Source organism: Methylobacterium sp. Leaf112, assembly GCF_001423295.1.
In the GTDB taxonomy this organism is placed as follows: domain Bacteria; phylum Pseudomonadota; class Alphaproteobacteria; order Rhizobiales; family Beijerinckiaceae; genus Methylobacterium.
On the sequence record NZ_LMNG01000031.1, the window covers coordinates 408333 to 423406 of the forward strand.

The 15074-nt window shown below is 70.0% G+C and carries 14 protein-coding genes; 8 read left to right on the plus strand and 6 right to left on the minus strand.

Going from position 1 to position 15074, the window contains the following annotated elements; genetic code table 11:
• Positions 1-18: 18 nt before the first annotated feature.
• On the minus strand, positions 19-4386 hold the full coding sequence (locus ASF52_RS17700; RefSeq protein WP_056174723.1) for a translocation/assembly module TamB domain-containing protein: 4368 nt from the start codon (positions 4384-4386) through the stop codon (positions 19-21).
• Complete coding sequence (locus ASF52_RS17705) at positions 4386-6323, minus strand: autotransporter assembly complex protein TamA (protein ID WP_244473854.1); 1938 nt, start codon at positions 6321-6323, stop codon at positions 4386-4388. The genes ASF52_RS17700 and ASF52_RS17705 overlap by 1 nt, the downstream gene beginning before the upstream one ends.
• Before the next feature lie 791 nt (positions 6324-7114).
• Here ASF52_RS17705 and ASF52_RS17710 point away from each other — a divergent pair.
• Positions 7115-7324, plus strand: a complete 210-nt coding sequence (locus ASF52_RS17710; protein WP_056174725.1) for a cold-shock protein — start codon at positions 7115-7117, stop codon at positions 7322-7324.
• Positions 7325-7529: 205 nt separating this feature from the next.
• Entirely contained in the window at positions 7530-7904 is a 375-nt protein-coding gene (locus ASF52_RS17715; protein ID WP_056174727.1) for a DUF6481 family protein, read from the plus strand.
• A gap of 76 nt (positions 7905-7980) precedes the next feature.
• Here the strand turns inward: ASF52_RS17715 and ASF52_RS17720 are convergent, their stop codons facing one another.
• Positions 7981-8232 carry a hypothetical protein gene (locus ASF52_RS17720; RefSeq protein ID WP_056174729.1) on the minus strand — a complete coding sequence of 84 codons (252 nt, stop codon included), beginning with the start codon at positions 8230-8232 and terminating at the stop codon, positions 7981-7983.
• Positions 8233-8407: 175 nt separating this feature from the next.
• Here ASF52_RS17720 and ASF52_RS17725 point away from each other — a divergent pair, with 175 nt between their 5' ends.
• Positions 8408-8581: a metallothionein gene (locus ASF52_RS17725; protein WP_056094491.1), complete on the plus strand. Its 174-nt coding sequence runs from the start codon at positions 8408-8410 to the stop codon at positions 8579-8581.
• 31 nt (positions 8582-8612) lie between these two features.
• Here the strand turns inward: ASF52_RS17725 and ASF52_RS17730 are convergent, their stop codons facing one another.
• The gene (locus tag ASF52_RS17730; protein ID WP_056174731.1) at positions 8613-10490 is read right to left on the minus strand and encodes a cation:proton antiporter domain-containing protein; all 1878 of its coding nucleotides are present in this window, start codon (positions 10488-10490) and stop codon (positions 8613-8615) included.
• 247 nt (positions 10491-10737) lie between these two features.
• On the opposite strand from ASF52_RS17730, the gene ASF52_RS17735 reads away from it, so the two are divergent.
• Positions 10738-11958 carry a hypothetical protein gene (locus ASF52_RS17735; RefSeq protein ID WP_056174733.1) on the plus strand — a complete coding sequence of 407 codons (1221 nt, stop codon included), beginning with the start codon at positions 10738-10740 and terminating at the stop codon, positions 11956-11958.
• Entirely contained in the window at positions 11955-12605 is a 651-nt protein-coding gene (locus ASF52_RS17740; protein WP_056174735.1) for a hypothetical protein, read from the plus strand. Before ASF52_RS17735 ends, ASF52_RS17740 begins: the two co-directional genes overlap by 4 nt.
• Positions 12606-12611: 6 nt before the next feature.
• On the opposite strand, the gene ASF52_RS17745 is transcribed toward ASF52_RS17740, so the two are convergent.
• Together ASF52_RS17745 and ASF52_RS17750 are read right to left on the minus strand one after the other, a co-directional pair.
• Entirely contained in the window at positions 12612-13058 is a 447-nt protein-coding gene (locus ASF52_RS17745) for a PIN domain-containing protein (protein WP_056174737.1), read from the minus strand.
• Positions 13055-13357 (minus strand): hypothetical protein, encoded by a 303-nt coding sequence (locus ASF52_RS17750; protein WP_056174739.1) that lies wholly within the window; start codon positions 13355-13357, stop codon positions 13055-13057. Before ASF52_RS17750 ends, ASF52_RS17745 begins: the two co-directional genes overlap by 4 nt.
• A 115-nt stretch (positions 13358-13472) precedes the next feature.
• On the opposite strand from ASF52_RS17750, the gene ASF52_RS17755 reads away from it, so the two are divergent.
• From ASF52_RS17755 to ASF52_RS17765, 3 genes are read left to right on the plus strand one after another with little or no spacing between them, the layout of a single operon-like run.
• On the plus strand, positions 13473-14324 hold the full coding sequence (locus ASF52_RS17755) for an AAA family ATPase (protein WP_056174741.1): 852 nt from the start codon (positions 13473-13475) through the stop codon (positions 14322-14324).
• 50 nt (positions 14325-14374) lie between these two features.
• Positions 14375-14704 (plus strand): ribbon-helix-helix domain-containing protein, encoded by a 330-nt coding sequence (locus tag ASF52_RS17760; RefSeq protein WP_056174743.1) that lies wholly within the window; start codon positions 14375-14377, stop codon positions 14702-14704.
• On the plus strand, positions 14694-15041 hold the full coding sequence (locus ASF52_RS17765) for a type II toxin-antitoxin system RelE/ParE family toxin (RefSeq protein WP_156630201.1): 348 nt from the start codon (positions 14694-14696) through the stop codon (positions 15039-15041). The genes ASF52_RS17760 and ASF52_RS17765 overlap by 11 nt, the downstream gene beginning before the upstream one ends.
• Positions 15042-15074 lie beyond the last annotated feature (33 nt).

A 15074-nucleotide genomic window follows, 5' to 3' on the forward strand; every position in this document is an offset into this window, starting at 1 on the left:
GGCGAGCGACTCCGCCGGTCAGTACTCCCACTCGGCCCCAACGCCGACGGCGGTACGGCCGTCGCTGCCGGCCTCGCCCTGGATCTTGATGCGGCGCGTCACGTCGTAATCGACGGTGGCCGCCGTGTCGGCCGGCTTGGCACCGGCCTTCACGCCGACGCTGAGCCGGTCGCTGAGATAGCGAGAGGCACCGACGGCCGGCCCGCCGCTCGCCCCCGTCGAGATGTCCAGGCTGTCGAGGCCGAGCCCCTTGCGGGCCTGCTCGAACACATCGACGCCGCCGGCGCCCCCCGAGAACTGGGCCACGGCCTGGGCGAGTTGCAGGGCCTGGAACGGCGACAGGCCGCCGGACGCCTTCTTGAACAGCAGGCGCGACAGCACCTCGTCCTGCGGCAGGGTCGGGTCCGAAGTGATGGCGAAGACCGGCTGACTCGCGGGGCCCGTCACGGCAATGCGGGCGGTGATCTCGGCGGCCTTGGTCTCGGCCAGGAAATCCAGATCCGGCTGCGCGATCTCGCCGCCGAAGGTCAGGCGTCCCCGGGTGAAATCGAGGCGCTGGCCGACGACGCTGAGACGGCCGCGCCGCATCTCGAAATCGCCCGTCGCGACGGGGTCGCGGGAGGATCCGGTGAGGCGCAACGCCCCGCCGAGCTCGGCGTCGATGCCGCGTCCCCGCACGAAGATGCGGTTGGGCGCGTTCACCGCCACATCGAGGGTGGCGTCGAAGGGGGGGGCGGCCTTGCCCCGCCGGCGTCCGGCCGCAGCGACGGCGGCCTTGCGGTCGGCCCGGGCGGCGAGGCGGGCGCGGACGTCCGGCGGGGTGTTGACGTGGCGTACCCCCTCCAAGGGCTTCACGCTCGCGGGCAGGCGATCCGGCACCGTGACATCGACGGAGACGAGATCGACGCGGCCGGACACCTTCGGGGTCCTGGCGAGGGGACCGGTGAGGGCGAGGTTGAGGCTCGCCACCGCCGTCATCAGCGGGCTGGAGACAAGTTCGGCCCGTTCGGCATTGAGGCGCAGGCTGACGGGAAAGCCCGCCGCAGGCTGGAGGGCGACGCGTCCATCGGCCCGCAACGTGCCGCCGTTGCGGGTCAGGGCGGTCAGGCGCTCGACCACCAGGGTGTCGCCGCGTCCGGTGACGCGGCCCTCGATGTTGGTGAGCCGGATGCCCTGGAGCGGGTCGGTGAAGGACCCGCCCGTGAGCGTCGCGGTGCCGTCCGCGCGGGGGGCCGCGAGGGTGCCGGACACCCCGGCATCGAGGGCGACGCGACCCGTGACGCGCTGACCGCCGACGCTGAGCATCGAATTGGCGAGGGCGGCCTCCAGGGTGCCGCGGAGCTTCAGCGCGATGGCCTCGCCGGCCGCCACCGGGACAGACCCCGAGACGGTCATCTCGGCGCCGCGCCCGGCCGAGACGCGCCCCTCGATGCCGGCGCGCCCGTCCGAGAGGGTCCCGCTCGCCTTGGCGTCGATGGGAGGCAGGCCGGCCTTGCGGGTCTCGGGCGTCACGAGGCGGGACAGGGTCAGGGCGTAGTGTCCCTCCGGCCGCTGCGACGTGCCCCGGAGATCCGCTTCGCCGTCGAGGGTGCCGGTGAGGGCGAGGCTCGGGGCTGCGATGCGCGCCATGGCGAGCGGTACGGCGCGGAGGCCGAGCTTGAGGTCCAGGCGCGATCCGGCCTGGCCCGACAGGCTGACCCGACCCGACCCGGCGGCGATCACGAGGTTGTCGATGAGCGCGCCGCCGTTCGCGAGGGTGATGGTTGCGGGCCCGGCGAGGGCGAGACGGTCGCCGCCGCGCGTGGCCGAGAAGCGGGCGAGTTCGATCCGGGTCCGATCGGCGGGGACGAGGCGCGCGGCGCCGTCGAGGTCGAAGCCGCGCGCCTTCGCCGTCAAGGTGATATCGCTGGCGCTCGGAGTTCCGACGGCCGCGAGGCGCACGGTGTCGAGGGTCTCGCCGGAGACCACCACCCGGTCGGCGTCGACCCGGCCGTCGACGACGGGGCGGGCGCGAAGGTCACGGCCCGTGAGGTCGGCATCGAGGCGGGCGAGGCCGACGGTGCCCGCCCGGAGCGACGCGGCCTTGGCACGGATCGCGGCATCCTGGCGGCCACCGATGCGCGACAGGCTCACGGCGGCCTCGAGGCTTCCGCCGAGGGCGGTAAGGGCCAGGGGCGAGAGGTCGTCGAGGTTCGCCGCCGTCACGCTGAGGTTTCCTTCCGTGAGAAAGGAGCGTGCATCGACGGTGGCCTTCCCAGCGACGGAAACGGAGCCGAGGCTGAAGGCGAGGCGGTCGAGGGACCAGTCCTGGGGGAGACGGGCGAGGTGGGCGTCGCCGCGCAGGGCCTTTCCGGCGACGTCGCCGTTCAGCTTCACGGTTCCGTCCAGGGCGCCGGTGAGGTCGCGGAGCGTCGCCTCCAGGCGCAGGTCGCGGATGGGCCGCCCCTGTGCGCGCAAATCGTCCCCCGTGACCGTCGCGGTGAGGTCGGGCTTCTCCAGGGTGCCGGTCAGCCGGCCGTCGAGAAGCGCCCGGCCGGACAGGTTGGCATCGACGACGGAGAGGTCCTTGAGATCGACCAGGAGCTTGGCGTCGGCCATCCGGGCGGTGGCGCGGCCGTCGAGGCGCGCGACCATCTCGGCGCCCTCCAGGCGTGCGCCGTCGAAGCTGTAGCCGTCGTAGACCTGGGCGAGGCGGCCGGTGAACCGTGGGGTGCGGCCGAGCAGGCCGTCGAGGGCCGGCACCGAGAGGGCGAGGCGATCGGCCCGGACATCGACATCGGCGGTCACGGCCTTGCGGGCGGGGTCGCCGCCGAGCTTGGCCTGCGCGGTCAGGCTCCCGGCGAGGGAGCGGCCGGCGACCTCGGAGAACGCGGCGAGATCGGAGAGCGTCGCATCGACGGTCCCCGTCAGGGTGTTCTGGCCGACACTGCCCGCATACGTCGCGCGCGCGGTCGGCCCGTCGATCTCGAACCGGGCGACGTCGACGATCCCGCTGGGCTGGAGCGTGCCGCGGAACACGAGGGCGGCGCGCGCTCCGATGGCGCGGCGCAGGGCCGGGTCGGCGAGGGACAGGCCCTCGACCTTCGCGTCGGCGCTGAGGGCGAAGCGCGTCGCCGCGGCATCCGGCCCCGTCGGCGCCATGGCGACGGTTGCGTCGATCCGGTCGAGGGCGTTGCCATCGGCGCGCAGGCCGGCGGCCTTCAGCACGCCGTTGACGGCCGGACGGGCGATCGGCCCCTTCAGGCTGCCGTCGAACACGAGGGTGTCGAGTTCGGCATCCCCCGCCTTTGTAGTGCCCCCCTCCGTCGGCACGGCGCGCGCCGCGACGACGAAATCCGCGATGCGGTCGGGGGTCAGGGACCCGCGCGCTTCGAGGCGCGCCGTGCGCGAGGTGAGATCGAGCCGGTCGATGCCGAAGGCGCCGCTGTCGGAGAAGCGCAGGCCCCCTTCGAGCTTCGTCGTGCCGGAGAACACGGCGGCGGCCGGGCCGGGCAGCAGCCCCTCGATGCGCGAGGCGAGGTCCAGGGCGAGGCGCCGGTCGGTGCCGATGCGCGAGATCCGGGCCGTACCCTTGGCGCCGAGGTCCGGTCCGGCATCGAAATCGAGGCGGGCGTTCCACGAATCGAGGGTCCCGCGCCCGTCGAGGTCGAGGTTGATCGCCGGATGGCCGGGGAGGTTGGCGCCCTTCGAGAGCAGACCGCCCGCCGGCTCGATCAGGGTGGTCTTGAGTTCCAGGGTCTCGCCCTTGGGCACGAACAGCAACCGGGCCGTGAAATCGCCGGCCGCGTCGAGGCGGCGAACCTTCAAATCGAGATCGAGCCCCTCGGACGGGGCGCCGAGCTTGGCCCGTCCGTCGGCGGCGAGGCGCGCCGGCTGGCCGGCCAACGCCTCGCCGAGCACGAGTTCGGCGAGCTTGAACGCCTTCACCTCGACCTTCACCGGCAGGTCGGGCAGCAGCGAGCCGTCCGGCTCCGGCTTGGCCGAGATGGGAGCGGGCAGGGGGCGGCGCAGAACCTCGAGGCGGCCGACCTCGAGGCTGTCGATCTCGAGGCGGCCCGAGAACAGGGCGAGGCGCCGCCAGACCAGGCGCGCCTTGTCGAGCTTCAGCCAGGCGCCGTTGGCGTCGCTGATGACGACATCGCGGATGGTGGCGTCGGAGGACAGGGCGCCGTCGACGGCACCGATCGCGACCTGCGAGCCGGGGGTGGAGAGCGCCTTCGAGAGCAGGCCGCCGAGGACGGATTTTTCGGCTTCGTCCGCGTGGGTCGGAACCGCGGGACCAAGAGTCACGACGGCCACCACCACCAGGACGGCGCGGACCGGTGCTTTTCCGCCGCGCGCGGAACGGGCCGTCGGACGGCCGCGGACTCCCCCGAAAAATCCCATCAGAACGATTGTCCCAGGCTGATGTAGAGGGCCACGGGGCGCTCGCGGTTGCCCTTGATGCGGTCCAGGGGGAAGGCGACGTCGACGCGGATCGGGCCGATGCCGGTGTAGTAGCGCAAGCCGAGCCCCGCCGCGTAGCGGATGCGCTCCTCGAAGTCGGGAACGCTCGACGCGAAGGCGGTGCCGGCATCGAAGAACGGCACCACGCCGATGGTGTCGGTGACCTTGATCCGGGCCTCGAACGAGGCCTCCAACAGGCTGCGGCCGCCGATCGGCAGGTTGAACGGACCGCGCGGGCCGAGCGTCCGGTAGGGGAAGCCGCGCACGGAGCCGCCGCCGCCGGCGAAGAACCGGATGTTGGCGGGAATCTCGTCGAGGTTCGCGCCCGAGATCGAGCCGAAACCGATGCGGCCGGCGAGGATGTAGCGGGCCTCGTCGTCGAGCGCGTAGTAGGTCGAGCCCTGCGCCTTCGCCACGAAGATCGACGGGTCCGAGCCGAGGAAGCCCGCATAGGGCGTCGCCGACGCGATCACGCGAAACCCCTTCGTCGGGTCGAGGAGGTTGTCGGTGGAATCGTAGTTCACCGAGACCGGCACGCCGACGAGGCGGTAGTCGACCTTGCCGAGGGCGTCCTGCGAGCGGCCGGCCTGCCCGTCGATGCCGACCTGGGCGAAGAACGCGTCGGAGAAGCGGTGGCGGATGCCGACGGTGCCGCCGGCCGCGTCGCTGACGTACGATTGCTGCGCCTCGCGGCCGACGAACAGGTTGGCGACGAGGTCGTTGCGGGTGCCCCACAGGGCCGGCTTGACGAAGGTCGCCGAGAGGCGACCGCCGAGGCCGTTGGAATCAATGCCCGCGAGCTTGCGCTGCGTCGCGTAGAGGTCGTTGCCGAGGTAGTAGACGTCGGCGTCGAGCCGCAGGGTCTCGCCGCCACCGAAGAGGTTGCGGTTGGCGTAGTAGGCACGGATGCCCGGACCGTCGACGGTGGAGTAGCGGGCCGCCACACCGATGAGATTGTGGTCGCGCTCGGTCACGTCCACGAAGATCGGCAGGTTGCCGGCGGGATCGAGGGCCTCGCCCTCGCGCACCCGGATCGAGCCCAGGGCCTCGACCTTGGCCACCGACCGGCGGATGTCGGCGATGGCCTTGGGCGAGTAGGGATCGCCCGGCTCGGCATAGATGAACGAGCGCACCACCGCCGGATCGAGGCCCGTGGTGCCCCGCACCGCGACCTCCCCGAGGCCCGCGATGGGACCCGGATCGATGGTGAACCCCACATCCATGACGTGGGCCGTGTCGTCGACCACGGGATCGCGCGAGACCGCCTTGGCGAAGGGGTGACCCAGCGCCCGGAAGCGATCGACGATCTTCGCTTCGCGGGCGAGCACCGTCGCGGAACGCGCCGGTACGTCGCTGTCCACACGGGTGAAACGGGGCGGCAGCACCTCCTCAGGAAAAGACCTGCCGGAGGGATCGCGGGCGCCGACGGTGCGCAGGGTGTAGAGCGGACCGGCCGTGACGGAGATCCGAACCGGCACGAGGGCGCGGGCGCGGGAGCCCTCCGCGGCACCGGCCGCGGCGGCGACGCTCGACTCGCCCGTCAGCGTGACCCCATCGATGCGGATCTGCACCGTGCCCTGATAGTAGCCGTAGCCCGAGAGCACGTCGGCGAGGCGGCGCTGGTCGGCCTCGGCCCGGCGCACCATCCCCTCGCCGTCGGGCGGTGCGTCCTGGCGCAGGCGATAGAGGGTCGAGGTGTCCTGCAGTGCCCGCAGAACGTCGTCGTCGTCGATCCCCTGGAACTTGACCGTGTAGGGCAGGGCACCGGCGCTCGGAACCGGGAGCTCCTCTTCGGATCCGAACAGGCCGAACAGATCGAACGCGGCCGCCGGCCGCGCCGCGATCCCACCGCCGGCGAGTCCGAGCAGAACGGGCAAGGCAGCATACGCCAGCGCGCGCGCAACGGCGGGACGCGAACCGGACCAGACGATTCTCACGAACGGCACATCCCGTTCCGTCTTCCGGTTCGTCCTGCCATGTCGATCGTTTCCCGGACTGGTCTCGGACCGGTCCTGTTCGCTGCCGTCATCCCGCCCCCGCTTCGATGCCGGTCCATACTAACCGTGTCGATCCGTCTCCGCGCGGTTAAACAGGCGCGACATGGCCGTCTCCGCACGATCGTGAAGCATCCTGCTGTGAAGCATCCTGCCCGATCGGTGACGTGCCGCCGATCGTCGTGGTTCCCCGGCAGATACGCCGTTCGGCGCGTCGTCGTGCAGAAGCCATCCAGCGTAGCCATCATGCCACACCGGGGCAACCGCAACGGGAGGCCTCAACTCTGGGGTGGATGGCCACCATCCTCGGGAAGTCATCCTTGGAAGTTCTGCGCGCAACGCCGAGAAACGACGACACGCCATGCGGCCGAGACCAGCCCGAACAATTGTGCGGTCGTGCGGGAAGACCATGAGGCCTCCGTCGGTGGAGGCGAAAACCCGGATCGGTGGGGAACCCGACAAGCCTTCGCGCCTTGTCTGTGCGTCGCAGGCTTCATACATCCGATCTGTCGATCCAAGGCCGTCCCAAAGGGTTCGTGCATTCCTTCGGTCCTTTTCGGACCGTGCGGGGATGCTGCCTCGATCCGCCACAATTCACCGAACCTGCGGTCCGGGTTCCGCGCGTCATCGTGCGGGAAGGGCAGATACGACTTCACTGGACGAAAGGATAAGCCATGAGCACGGGCACCGTGAAATGGTTCAACGAGACCAAAGGCTACGGCTTCATCCAGCCGGATGACGGCAGCAAGGATGTGTTCGTGCACATCTCCGCCGTCGAGCGGGCCGGAATGCGCAACCTGATCGAGGGGCAGAAGATTTCTTACGAGATCGAGAGCGACCGTCGCACCGGCAAGCAATCAGCGGGCAACCTCCAGGCGGCCTGAGGCTCCCGTCGATGCCTCCCGGTGAGGCATCGATTCAACATACCGACGGGAAGCCGCTCGTCACCGGGCGGCTTCTGTTGCTTCCGCACCTGCGTTGGGGCATTGGCACCCCCGATCGACCCGAATTTTCAGCTGTTCTGTTTCACCCTACGGTCGCCCACCCCATGCGGTGCGTCCGGCCGCGACATGCCACGAGAAAGGTCAGATGAGCGCCTTCGACTACAGGAATTTCGACGACCGCCGAAAGAACTCCGCCAGCGCCAAGCAGATGCTGCTGGAAAAATTCAAGGCCCGCACCCCGGCGGATGACCCGGACATGATTGCGAAGGCCGAGGCCCGAGCCGCCGTTGCACGTGCCCGCGAAGAGCGGGCCCGGGAACGCGAAGCCGCCCGGATCGCCGCCGAACGCCAGGCCGCGGAAGAGAAGCGGGCCCGCGAAGAGGCCGAACTCGCGGCGCAGATCGCTCGCGAAGAAGCGGAAGCACTCGCCGCCGCAGAGCGGAAGGCAGCGGAACTGGTCGAGAAGAAGGCCGCGCGCGACGCGCGTTACGCCGCCCGCAAAGCCAAGGCGCGCCGCTGAACGGGGTGCCTCGGACATCGAGAGGAAGGGGTCGATGATGTCATCGGCCCCTTTTTCGTGTCCGATCCGGCGTCGCTCAGGCTTCGGTTTCGGTCTCGGATTCGTTGGTCTCGACGGCTTCGTTCTGACCCTCGGCAACCTCGCCCTTCGGCTCGGTGTCGGCCTCGGGGCGCGGTCCGGCCTTGAACGAACGCCGGGGCGCGTTTCCGCGCTTCATCTGGGCGGGCTTCTCGATGGCGCCGAGCCGCTCCGAGAGGCGTTTCGCGCGCTCGTTGAAATCGTCGGTCGTGCGCGACTGGGATGCACCGCTCTTGAACGCGTTCGCCACTGGGGCCTCATGGAGTTGCCCAGGGCACGGAGTCGTGCGGGGTTGGCCATTCCCTAGCACGCTTCGCCCCATCGGTGGGGACTATCTTCGCGACAGTGGCCGTGCGCGCCTTGCGGCCGGGCGTCCCGTTGGCGAAACTGTCCTCACTCCCCTCAGCGAACGAAGGATTGTTCCCATGGCCGATGCGACCGCCGAGATGGTTCCCTGTGCCTGCGCCGACTGCGTCTGCAAGGTGAAGACCGGCACCGGGATCGAGCGGGACGGAAAGACCTTCTGTTGCGAAGCCTGCGCCGACGGCCATGCGTCCCATGACGGCTGCGGACATTCGGGTTGCGCCTGCCACGGCTGAACGACCGGACGGCGTGGGGCGGGTCGCCGCCCTACGCGCTCCTGATCACGGGGTCGGCCGCCTCCTTCGGCAGGCCGGCCTCGCGGGCCGTCTCCGTTCCTTTCCCGCCCGCCGCGTTGCCGAGGGTTCCCTTGCCCACGGTGCGGCGTGCCCGGAAGGCCGGACGCACCTCCGTCTCCTTGCGCTTGAGCATGGCGCGATACTCGTCGCGTCGCTCGTGGATCGAGGCGATGACCAGGCCCATGGGAACGCCGACATCGACGAGGACGGCCTCCGACAGTTGCAGGGACGCCTCGATGGTCTCCGGCACCGCGTCGTCGACGCCCATCTCGTAGAGGGCGGTGGCGTGGCGCGCGTCGCGGGCGCGGGCCACGATGGTGATGTCGGCCCGCTCCGCCCGCGCCGCCTCGACCACGGCCTCCACCGCACGCGGGTTGTCGAGGGTGACCACGAGGGCGCGCGCATTGGCGATGTCGCAGCGGCGCAGGAGTTCGGCGTTGGCCGAATCGCCGAAATAGACCGGATTGCCGAGGCGGCGGTACTCCGAGACCCGGGCGGCGTCGGCATCGAGGGCCAGGTACGGGATCTTGTGGCGGGCCAGCATCTCGCCGACGAGGCGCCCGACCCGGCCGTAGCCCGCGATGATCACGCGGTTCTGCTGCTTGTCCGGCACCGGCTCGGCCCGCGCCCGCCCGAGTGGGCCGCGCGACATCCGCTTGCCGAGCCGGCGGGCAAGCACGGCGAGCGCCGGGATCGCGATCATCGTCACGGTGGTGACGATGAGGGCGGCCTGCCCGACCTCCTCGGGCACGAGGTTTCCGGCGAGCGCGCCCCCGATGAGCACGAAGGCGAATTCGCCGCCCGGGCCGAGCAGGAGCGCCGCCTCGAGGCCGACGGCGCGCGACAGCCTGAGGAACCGGGCGGCCGCGACGATGATCGCCCCCTTGATCAGGATCAGCCCCAGGGCGAGGCCCAGGATGGCGCCCGGCGCCGACATCAGCTGGGCCGGATCGAGGTTCATGCCGACGGAGACGAAGAACACGCCCAGCAGCAGGCCCTTGAACGGATCGATGGTGGCCTCGATGGCCCGGCGGTACTCGGTCTCGGCGAGCAGCAGGCCGGCCACGAAGGCGCCGAGCGTCATGGACAGGCCGGCGGCGGCAGCGGTCAGGGCCGTCCCGATGATGACGAGGAGGCAGGCCGCCATGAACAGCTCGGGCGAACGCGTGCGCGCCACGAGCTGGAACAGGGGCCGCAGGGCGAGCCGCCCCGCCACCACGATGACCACGAGGGCCACCACCGCCTGACCGAGGGCGAAGGCCAGCGCGGCCCCGACATCGGCGCCGTCGCTGCGCCCGAGCACCGCGATGGCGAAGAGCACGGGGGCGACGGCGAGATCCTGGAACAGCAGGACCGCGAAGCTCGCCCGGCCGGCGGGCGTGTTGAGGCGCTTCTGCTCGGCCAGCACCGGCAGCACCACGGCGGTGGAGGACAGCGCGAGGGCAAGCCCGACGATGATCGTGGCCGCGAGGGGCACGCCGAGGGCGAACAGGATCGCGCCGATCACCACCGCGGACGCCACCACCTGGATCGAGCCGAGACCGAAGACGAGGCGGCGCAGGGTGCGCAGGCGCTCCCACGACAGCTCGACGCCGATCATGAACATGAGGAAGATCACGCCGAACTCGGCCAGATGCGCGATCTCGGCGCGGTTGGCGATGGTGACGGCGGACAGCCACGGCATCGCTTCGGCGAAGCGGCCGAGACCGAACGGACCCAGAAGCGCGCCGGCGCCGATGAAGCCGAGTACGGGCGAGATGCGCAGGCGATGGAACAGCGGCACCACCACGCCAGCGGTGACGAGGAACAGGATCGCTTCCTTGTAGGAACCGGCGTGCATGTCCGTCATGGAGGCTGGGGATTTCCTTGAGCCGTGATGGGTGGCCGGAGGATCGTCGGCCCCGCAGATCATGCGGGGGGAGGGCGCGGACGCGCAATCGGATTGTCCTCCGAATTCGTCGAAACCGACGCCCGGCAGAGTTGCACCGAAGACGCACCCCACAGCGCGGCGCAAAATCGGCACAATGGCCGCTTAGCCGGGGGCGTAACGGAATGTTAAGTCCCACGTTCGTCGCGTTTCGAGACACGAGTGCCCCATGCGAAAGACGCCGCCCAGCCGGGATGTCCAGCGCGAGCGACGCGAATGGCGTCGGGAATCCGACCGGTGGACCCACGAGCGCCACGTCGAGAAGGGCTACCGCATCAAGTGGGGCTACGTCGGCATCGCCTACCTGGTGGAGTTCATGGTCATCGGCGCATCCCTGTGGGGTGCCTGGCTGTTCGCCGGGGTCTACAGCGACGGCGACTCGAAGGCGTTCTACTTCATGCTGCTCGCGCCGCTGGTCTACGCGGCGGTAGAGCTGTGCCGGGTTCCGCTCGGCATCCTGGCGCGGACGCAGCGCTCCTACGCCATCCGGATCATGGCCATCATCGGCATCGTCTTCGCCGCCGGCGTGACCACGAAATCGGTCTCGCAGCTCGGCGAGATGATGTTCCACCCCCGCCTCATGGACGCGGCCAAGGCCAAGACCGCCCTCAAGGACGCGCAGGCCGACCGGGCGACCATCGACGGGCGGATCGCGGCGGCCGATGCCCGGGTGACGCAATACACCACGGAACTCGACCAGATCGAGAAGCGCGCGGCGGAGAACGCCAGCCAGCTCTCGGCCCTGCCGGCCCAGCGCTGCGAGCGGGTCTCCGGCACCAACAGCCGGGGCCAGCGCTACTCGAACCTCAAATGCGTCACCGACCCCCGCACGGCGACCCTCAACGCCAGCGTCGCCAAGGCCGGCAGCGACCGCGCCGGCGTGACGAAGGCCCTGGAGGAGGCCCGGCAGGCCCGCAGCGCCCTCGACCGGGGTGTGGTCGACCGCAAGGTCGCGGATGCGGAGCAGGCCTACCGCAACTCGGTCAACCGCTCGCAGCTGCACTCGTTCACCGCCATGGTGTACGGGGTCGATCCCATCGATGTGACGGATGCGCAGGTTCACGCCTTCCTGCGCATCTTCGTGTTCGTGCCGGCCCTGTGCGCCGCCTTCGCGTCGACGATCCTCGCCCTCTGCGCCGTCTCGGTCCGCAAGACCTTCATGGACGAGGACGACCTCGGCGCCACCGTCGATCCGGCGGCGACGCCCTACATGCTGGACTCCATCACCGACGCCCTGCGGCAGGAGATCGGGTTGGCCCAGCCCAAGCCCCCGCGCGAGGCACCTGAGCCCCAGCGTGAAGCGAACGCCGCCTCCGGCGAAGTCATTCCCATCGACCGGCGTCCGCCGGCGCAGGTGGCCCTGCCGGCCAGCGCGGGAGCGGGCGCATGAGCATCCACACCACCGGCACGCCGGAGAACGTCGTCCTGGCGCAGAACGTCAACGGGCGCCTGCGCGCGGAGACGAAGATCATCGCCGCCCGCGCCTTCCTGTTTCGGTCGCTGGGCTTCGGCGCCTTCTGCGCGCTCGCCGGCATCGGTCTGGGCGCGGCCTCCTACGGCTACGCCACGATGAACCAGTTCGACACGGCGGCGGAAAAGATCGCCGCCGCCATGCAGGCGGCCCTCTCCGACGTGACCCTGAAGACCAAAGGCGAGGTCACCCTCACCGACAACGTCCTCAAGCTCGAAGGCGGGATGCCGAAGCCCGCCGCCACACCGACCCCGACGAAGGCCCAGCTCGGCAACGACGCGGCCCCCGCCTCGAAGGCCATCGTGAACACCACCTTCACGGTGTTCAAGCAGGTGCCCTACATGGACGGCCAGATCGTCACCGGCTGGAACTTCCGGGCCAACGAAGACCAGCCGTTCCAGCAATATTGCTACTTCTCCCGCCGCACCAACGAGGCCAAGGGTCAGGTCGAGATCAAGATCGATCTCGCCATGGACGGCAAGACCCTGCCGCAGCCGCAGAAGTCCGACGTGAACCTCGGCATCCTGGCCTCGAACTGCGTGTGGCACGACGGAAAGACGCTATGAGCGCGATCAGTCGGATTTGTGGGCGTCATTGGCGCGTATCGGATTGAGGAAGGGGAGGTCGGCGAAGTCCCGTTCGTTGTCTGTCACGACAAGGCAGGCATGGACCTCCGCGATGGCGGCGACGATCATGTCGAGGGCGCTGCGGGGCCGGCCTCGACGCCGGCCCTCGGCCATCAGGGCCGCCCAGGCGAGAGCGGCCGCCCCGTCGAACGGCAGGACCCGGCCGGCGAACAAGGCCAGCGGCCCCTCAGGCCCCGCGAACCACGCCTCCAACCCGTCGCGCCGGCGTCCGACCGGCAGTTCGAGGATGCCGCGCCGGATCTCCGCGACGGTCAGGGCGCTGATGAAGAGGGACGTGTCGGGCCGTTCGGCCATCCAGGCGATCAAGGATGTGGACGGGACCGGCTTGACGAGGTTGCTGAGGATGTTGGTATCGAGGAGGTAGCGCGTCACAGGTCGATCCTGCGCCCTTCCTCGTCGGAGCGCGTCAAGTCGAGGTCGAGCCCAACGAGGGGCGAGCGCCGCAGGGCGGCCAGAATCCCACCCGTCTTCGGCGCCGGTTCGTCCAGGACCGCGGACAGCGTGGCGCGCAGCCGGACAGCGGCAGGACCATCCTCCGTGAGGCGACGGGCGAGGGAGCGGATCAGGGCACGGTCGGCCTCGCGACCCATCACCTCGAAGCGGGCGATGCCGCGCTGGGTCAGGCGAGCCCGGTAGGCGCCGAGCGCCCGCTTCTGGGACGTGTTGTCCATGGCCGGTCTCCACTCTATATCCAGATATATATCCGGCACGCCCGAGCGAGACAAGAAGCGGACCCGGCGCCGTTTTCGCCTCCCTCGACCCGCACCATCGCCACGGACCGATCCCATGCGCTTTTCCGGCACCGCCGACTACGTCGCGACCTCCGACCTCACCACGGCCGTCAACGCCGCCATCGTGCTCGAGCGGCCGCTGCTGGTGAAGGGCGAGCCCGGCACCGGCAAGACGGTCCTAGCGGAGGAGATCGCCAAGGGTCTGGGCGCGCCGCTCCTGACCTGGAACGTCAAGTCGACCACCAAGGCCCAGCAGGGGCTCTACGAATACGACGCCGTCTCGCGCCTGCGCGACAGCCAGCTCGGCGACCCGCGCGTGTCCGACATCGGCAACTACATCCGCCGCGGCAAGCTGTGGGAGGCGTTCACCCATCCCGAGCGGCCGGTGCTGCTCATCGACGAGATCGACAAGGCCGACATCGAGTTCCCCAACGACCTCCTGACCGAGCTCGACCGGATGGAGTTCCACGTCTACGAGACCGGGCAGACGATCCGGGCCGAGCGCCGGCCCATCGTCATCATCACCTCGAACAACGAGAAGGAGTTGCCCGATGCGTTCCTGCGCCGGTGCTTCTTCCACTACATCCAGTTCCCGGATGCCGAGACGCTGAAAGCCATCGTCGAAGTCCACTACCCCGGCATCAAGCACCGCCTCGTCGAGGAGGCCTTGCGGGTCTTCCTCGAGACCCGCGCGGTGCCGGGCCTGAAGAAGAAGCCCTCCACGTCCGAGTTGCTGGATTGGCTCAAGCTCCTCGTCTCCGAGGACGTGACGCCAGAGACCCTGCGCGAGCGCGACGGCCGCAAGCTGATCCCGCCGCTCCACGGCGCGCTCCTCAAGAACGAGCAGGACGTGAGCCTGTTCGAGAAACTCGCCTTCATGATGCGGCGGGAAGGGCGGAGCGGCTGAAGGCGCTCGTCTCCGATCGCGTTCGGGATTAAGCTGCCTCCAGCGGACCTATGGCCGTCACCGAGTGGGCGTGCATCGCAATGGCCGAGGGCGAGCGCGTGACGGTCTCGTTTCCCGAACCCCTCGCGACCCAGATTCGTTCGGCCGTGCAGGCTGGCGAGTACGCGTCGATGAGCGACGCCGTGCAGGATGCCGTGCGCCTTTGGTCCGACCGGCGCGTTCGCGGCGAACGGGACGTCGCGGATTTGCGGCGGGCCTGGAATACCGGCAAGGCCGGTGGGACGCACGGCAAGCTGGACTTCGAGGATCTTCGCCGCGAGGCCCGCGACCGGCTCGCGGCCACGCACGCGCAAGGCTTCCGGACGTCCGATGCCGGTTGAGGTCGTTTGGTCGATCCTCGTGCGGCAGGATCTGCTCGACCATTACCTCGCGATCGGCGCCGAGAACCGGCTGGCCGCCGAACGGATCTACGACCGCATCGAACTCCGGTCCCTGCAGTTCATGGACCATCCGCGCATGGGGCCACGCCGACCGGACATTCACCCGTCGACGCGGGTTCTCGTGGAAGCGCCGTTTCTCGTCCTGTACGAGACCTCGCCCGACCGCGACGAGGGACCGGTCGTCACGGGGGAAATCGTCCGCGTCGTGACGGGCGGCGCGATCTCGAACGTCTGTTCTGAGGCAGCCCTTCCGAACACGCCTTCGCGACCCAGATAGCGCCCATCGCCGCGTTCCATCCCCAGCAGCGGA

Bases quoted from the DNA above. Each gene is read 5' to 3' on its own strand.
- ASF52_RS17760 (WP_056174743.1), top strand. From the start codon at position 14,375: ATGGCCGTCACCGAGTGGGCGTGCATCGCAATGGCCGAGGGCGAGCGC.
- ASF52_RS17765 (WP_156630201.1), top strand. From the start codon at position 14,694: ATGCCGGTTGAGGTCGTTTGGTCGATCCTCGTGCGGCAGGATCTGCTC.
- ASF52_RS17750 (WP_056174739.1), bottom strand. From the start codon at position 13,357: ATGGACAACACGTCCCAGAAGCGGGCGCTCGGCGCCTACCGGGCTCGC.
- ASF52_RS17700 (WP_056174723.1), bottom strand. From the start codon at position 4,386: ATGGGATTTTTCGGGGGAGTCCGCGGCCGTCCGACGGCCCGTTCCGCG.
- ASF52_RS17710 (WP_056174725.1), top strand. From the start codon at position 7,115: ATGAGCACGGGCACCGTGAAATGGTTCAACGAGACCAAAGGCTACGGC.
- ASF52_RS17725 (WP_056094491.1), top strand. From the start codon at position 8,408: ATGGCCGATGCGACCGCCGAGATGGTTCCCTGTGCCTGCGCCGACTGC.
- ASF52_RS17740 (WP_056174735.1), top strand. From the start codon at position 11,955: ATGAGCATCCACACCACCGGCACGCCGGAGAACGTCGTCCTGGCGCAG.
- ASF52_RS17755 (WP_056174741.1), top strand. From the start codon at position 13,473: ATGCGCTTTTCCGGCACCGCCGACTACGTCGCGACCTCCGACCTCACC.
- ASF52_RS17735 (WP_056174733.1), top strand. From the start codon at position 10,738: ATGCGAAAGACGCCGCCCAGCCGGGATGTCCAGCGCGAGCGACGCGAA.
- ASF52_RS17730 (WP_056174731.1), bottom strand. From the start codon at position 10,490: ATGACGGACATGCACGCCGGTTCCTACAAGGAAGCGATCCTGTTCCTC.
- ASF52_RS17715 (WP_056174727.1), top strand. From the start codon at position 7,530: ATGAGCGCCTTCGACTACAGGAATTTCGACGACCGCCGAAAGAACTCC.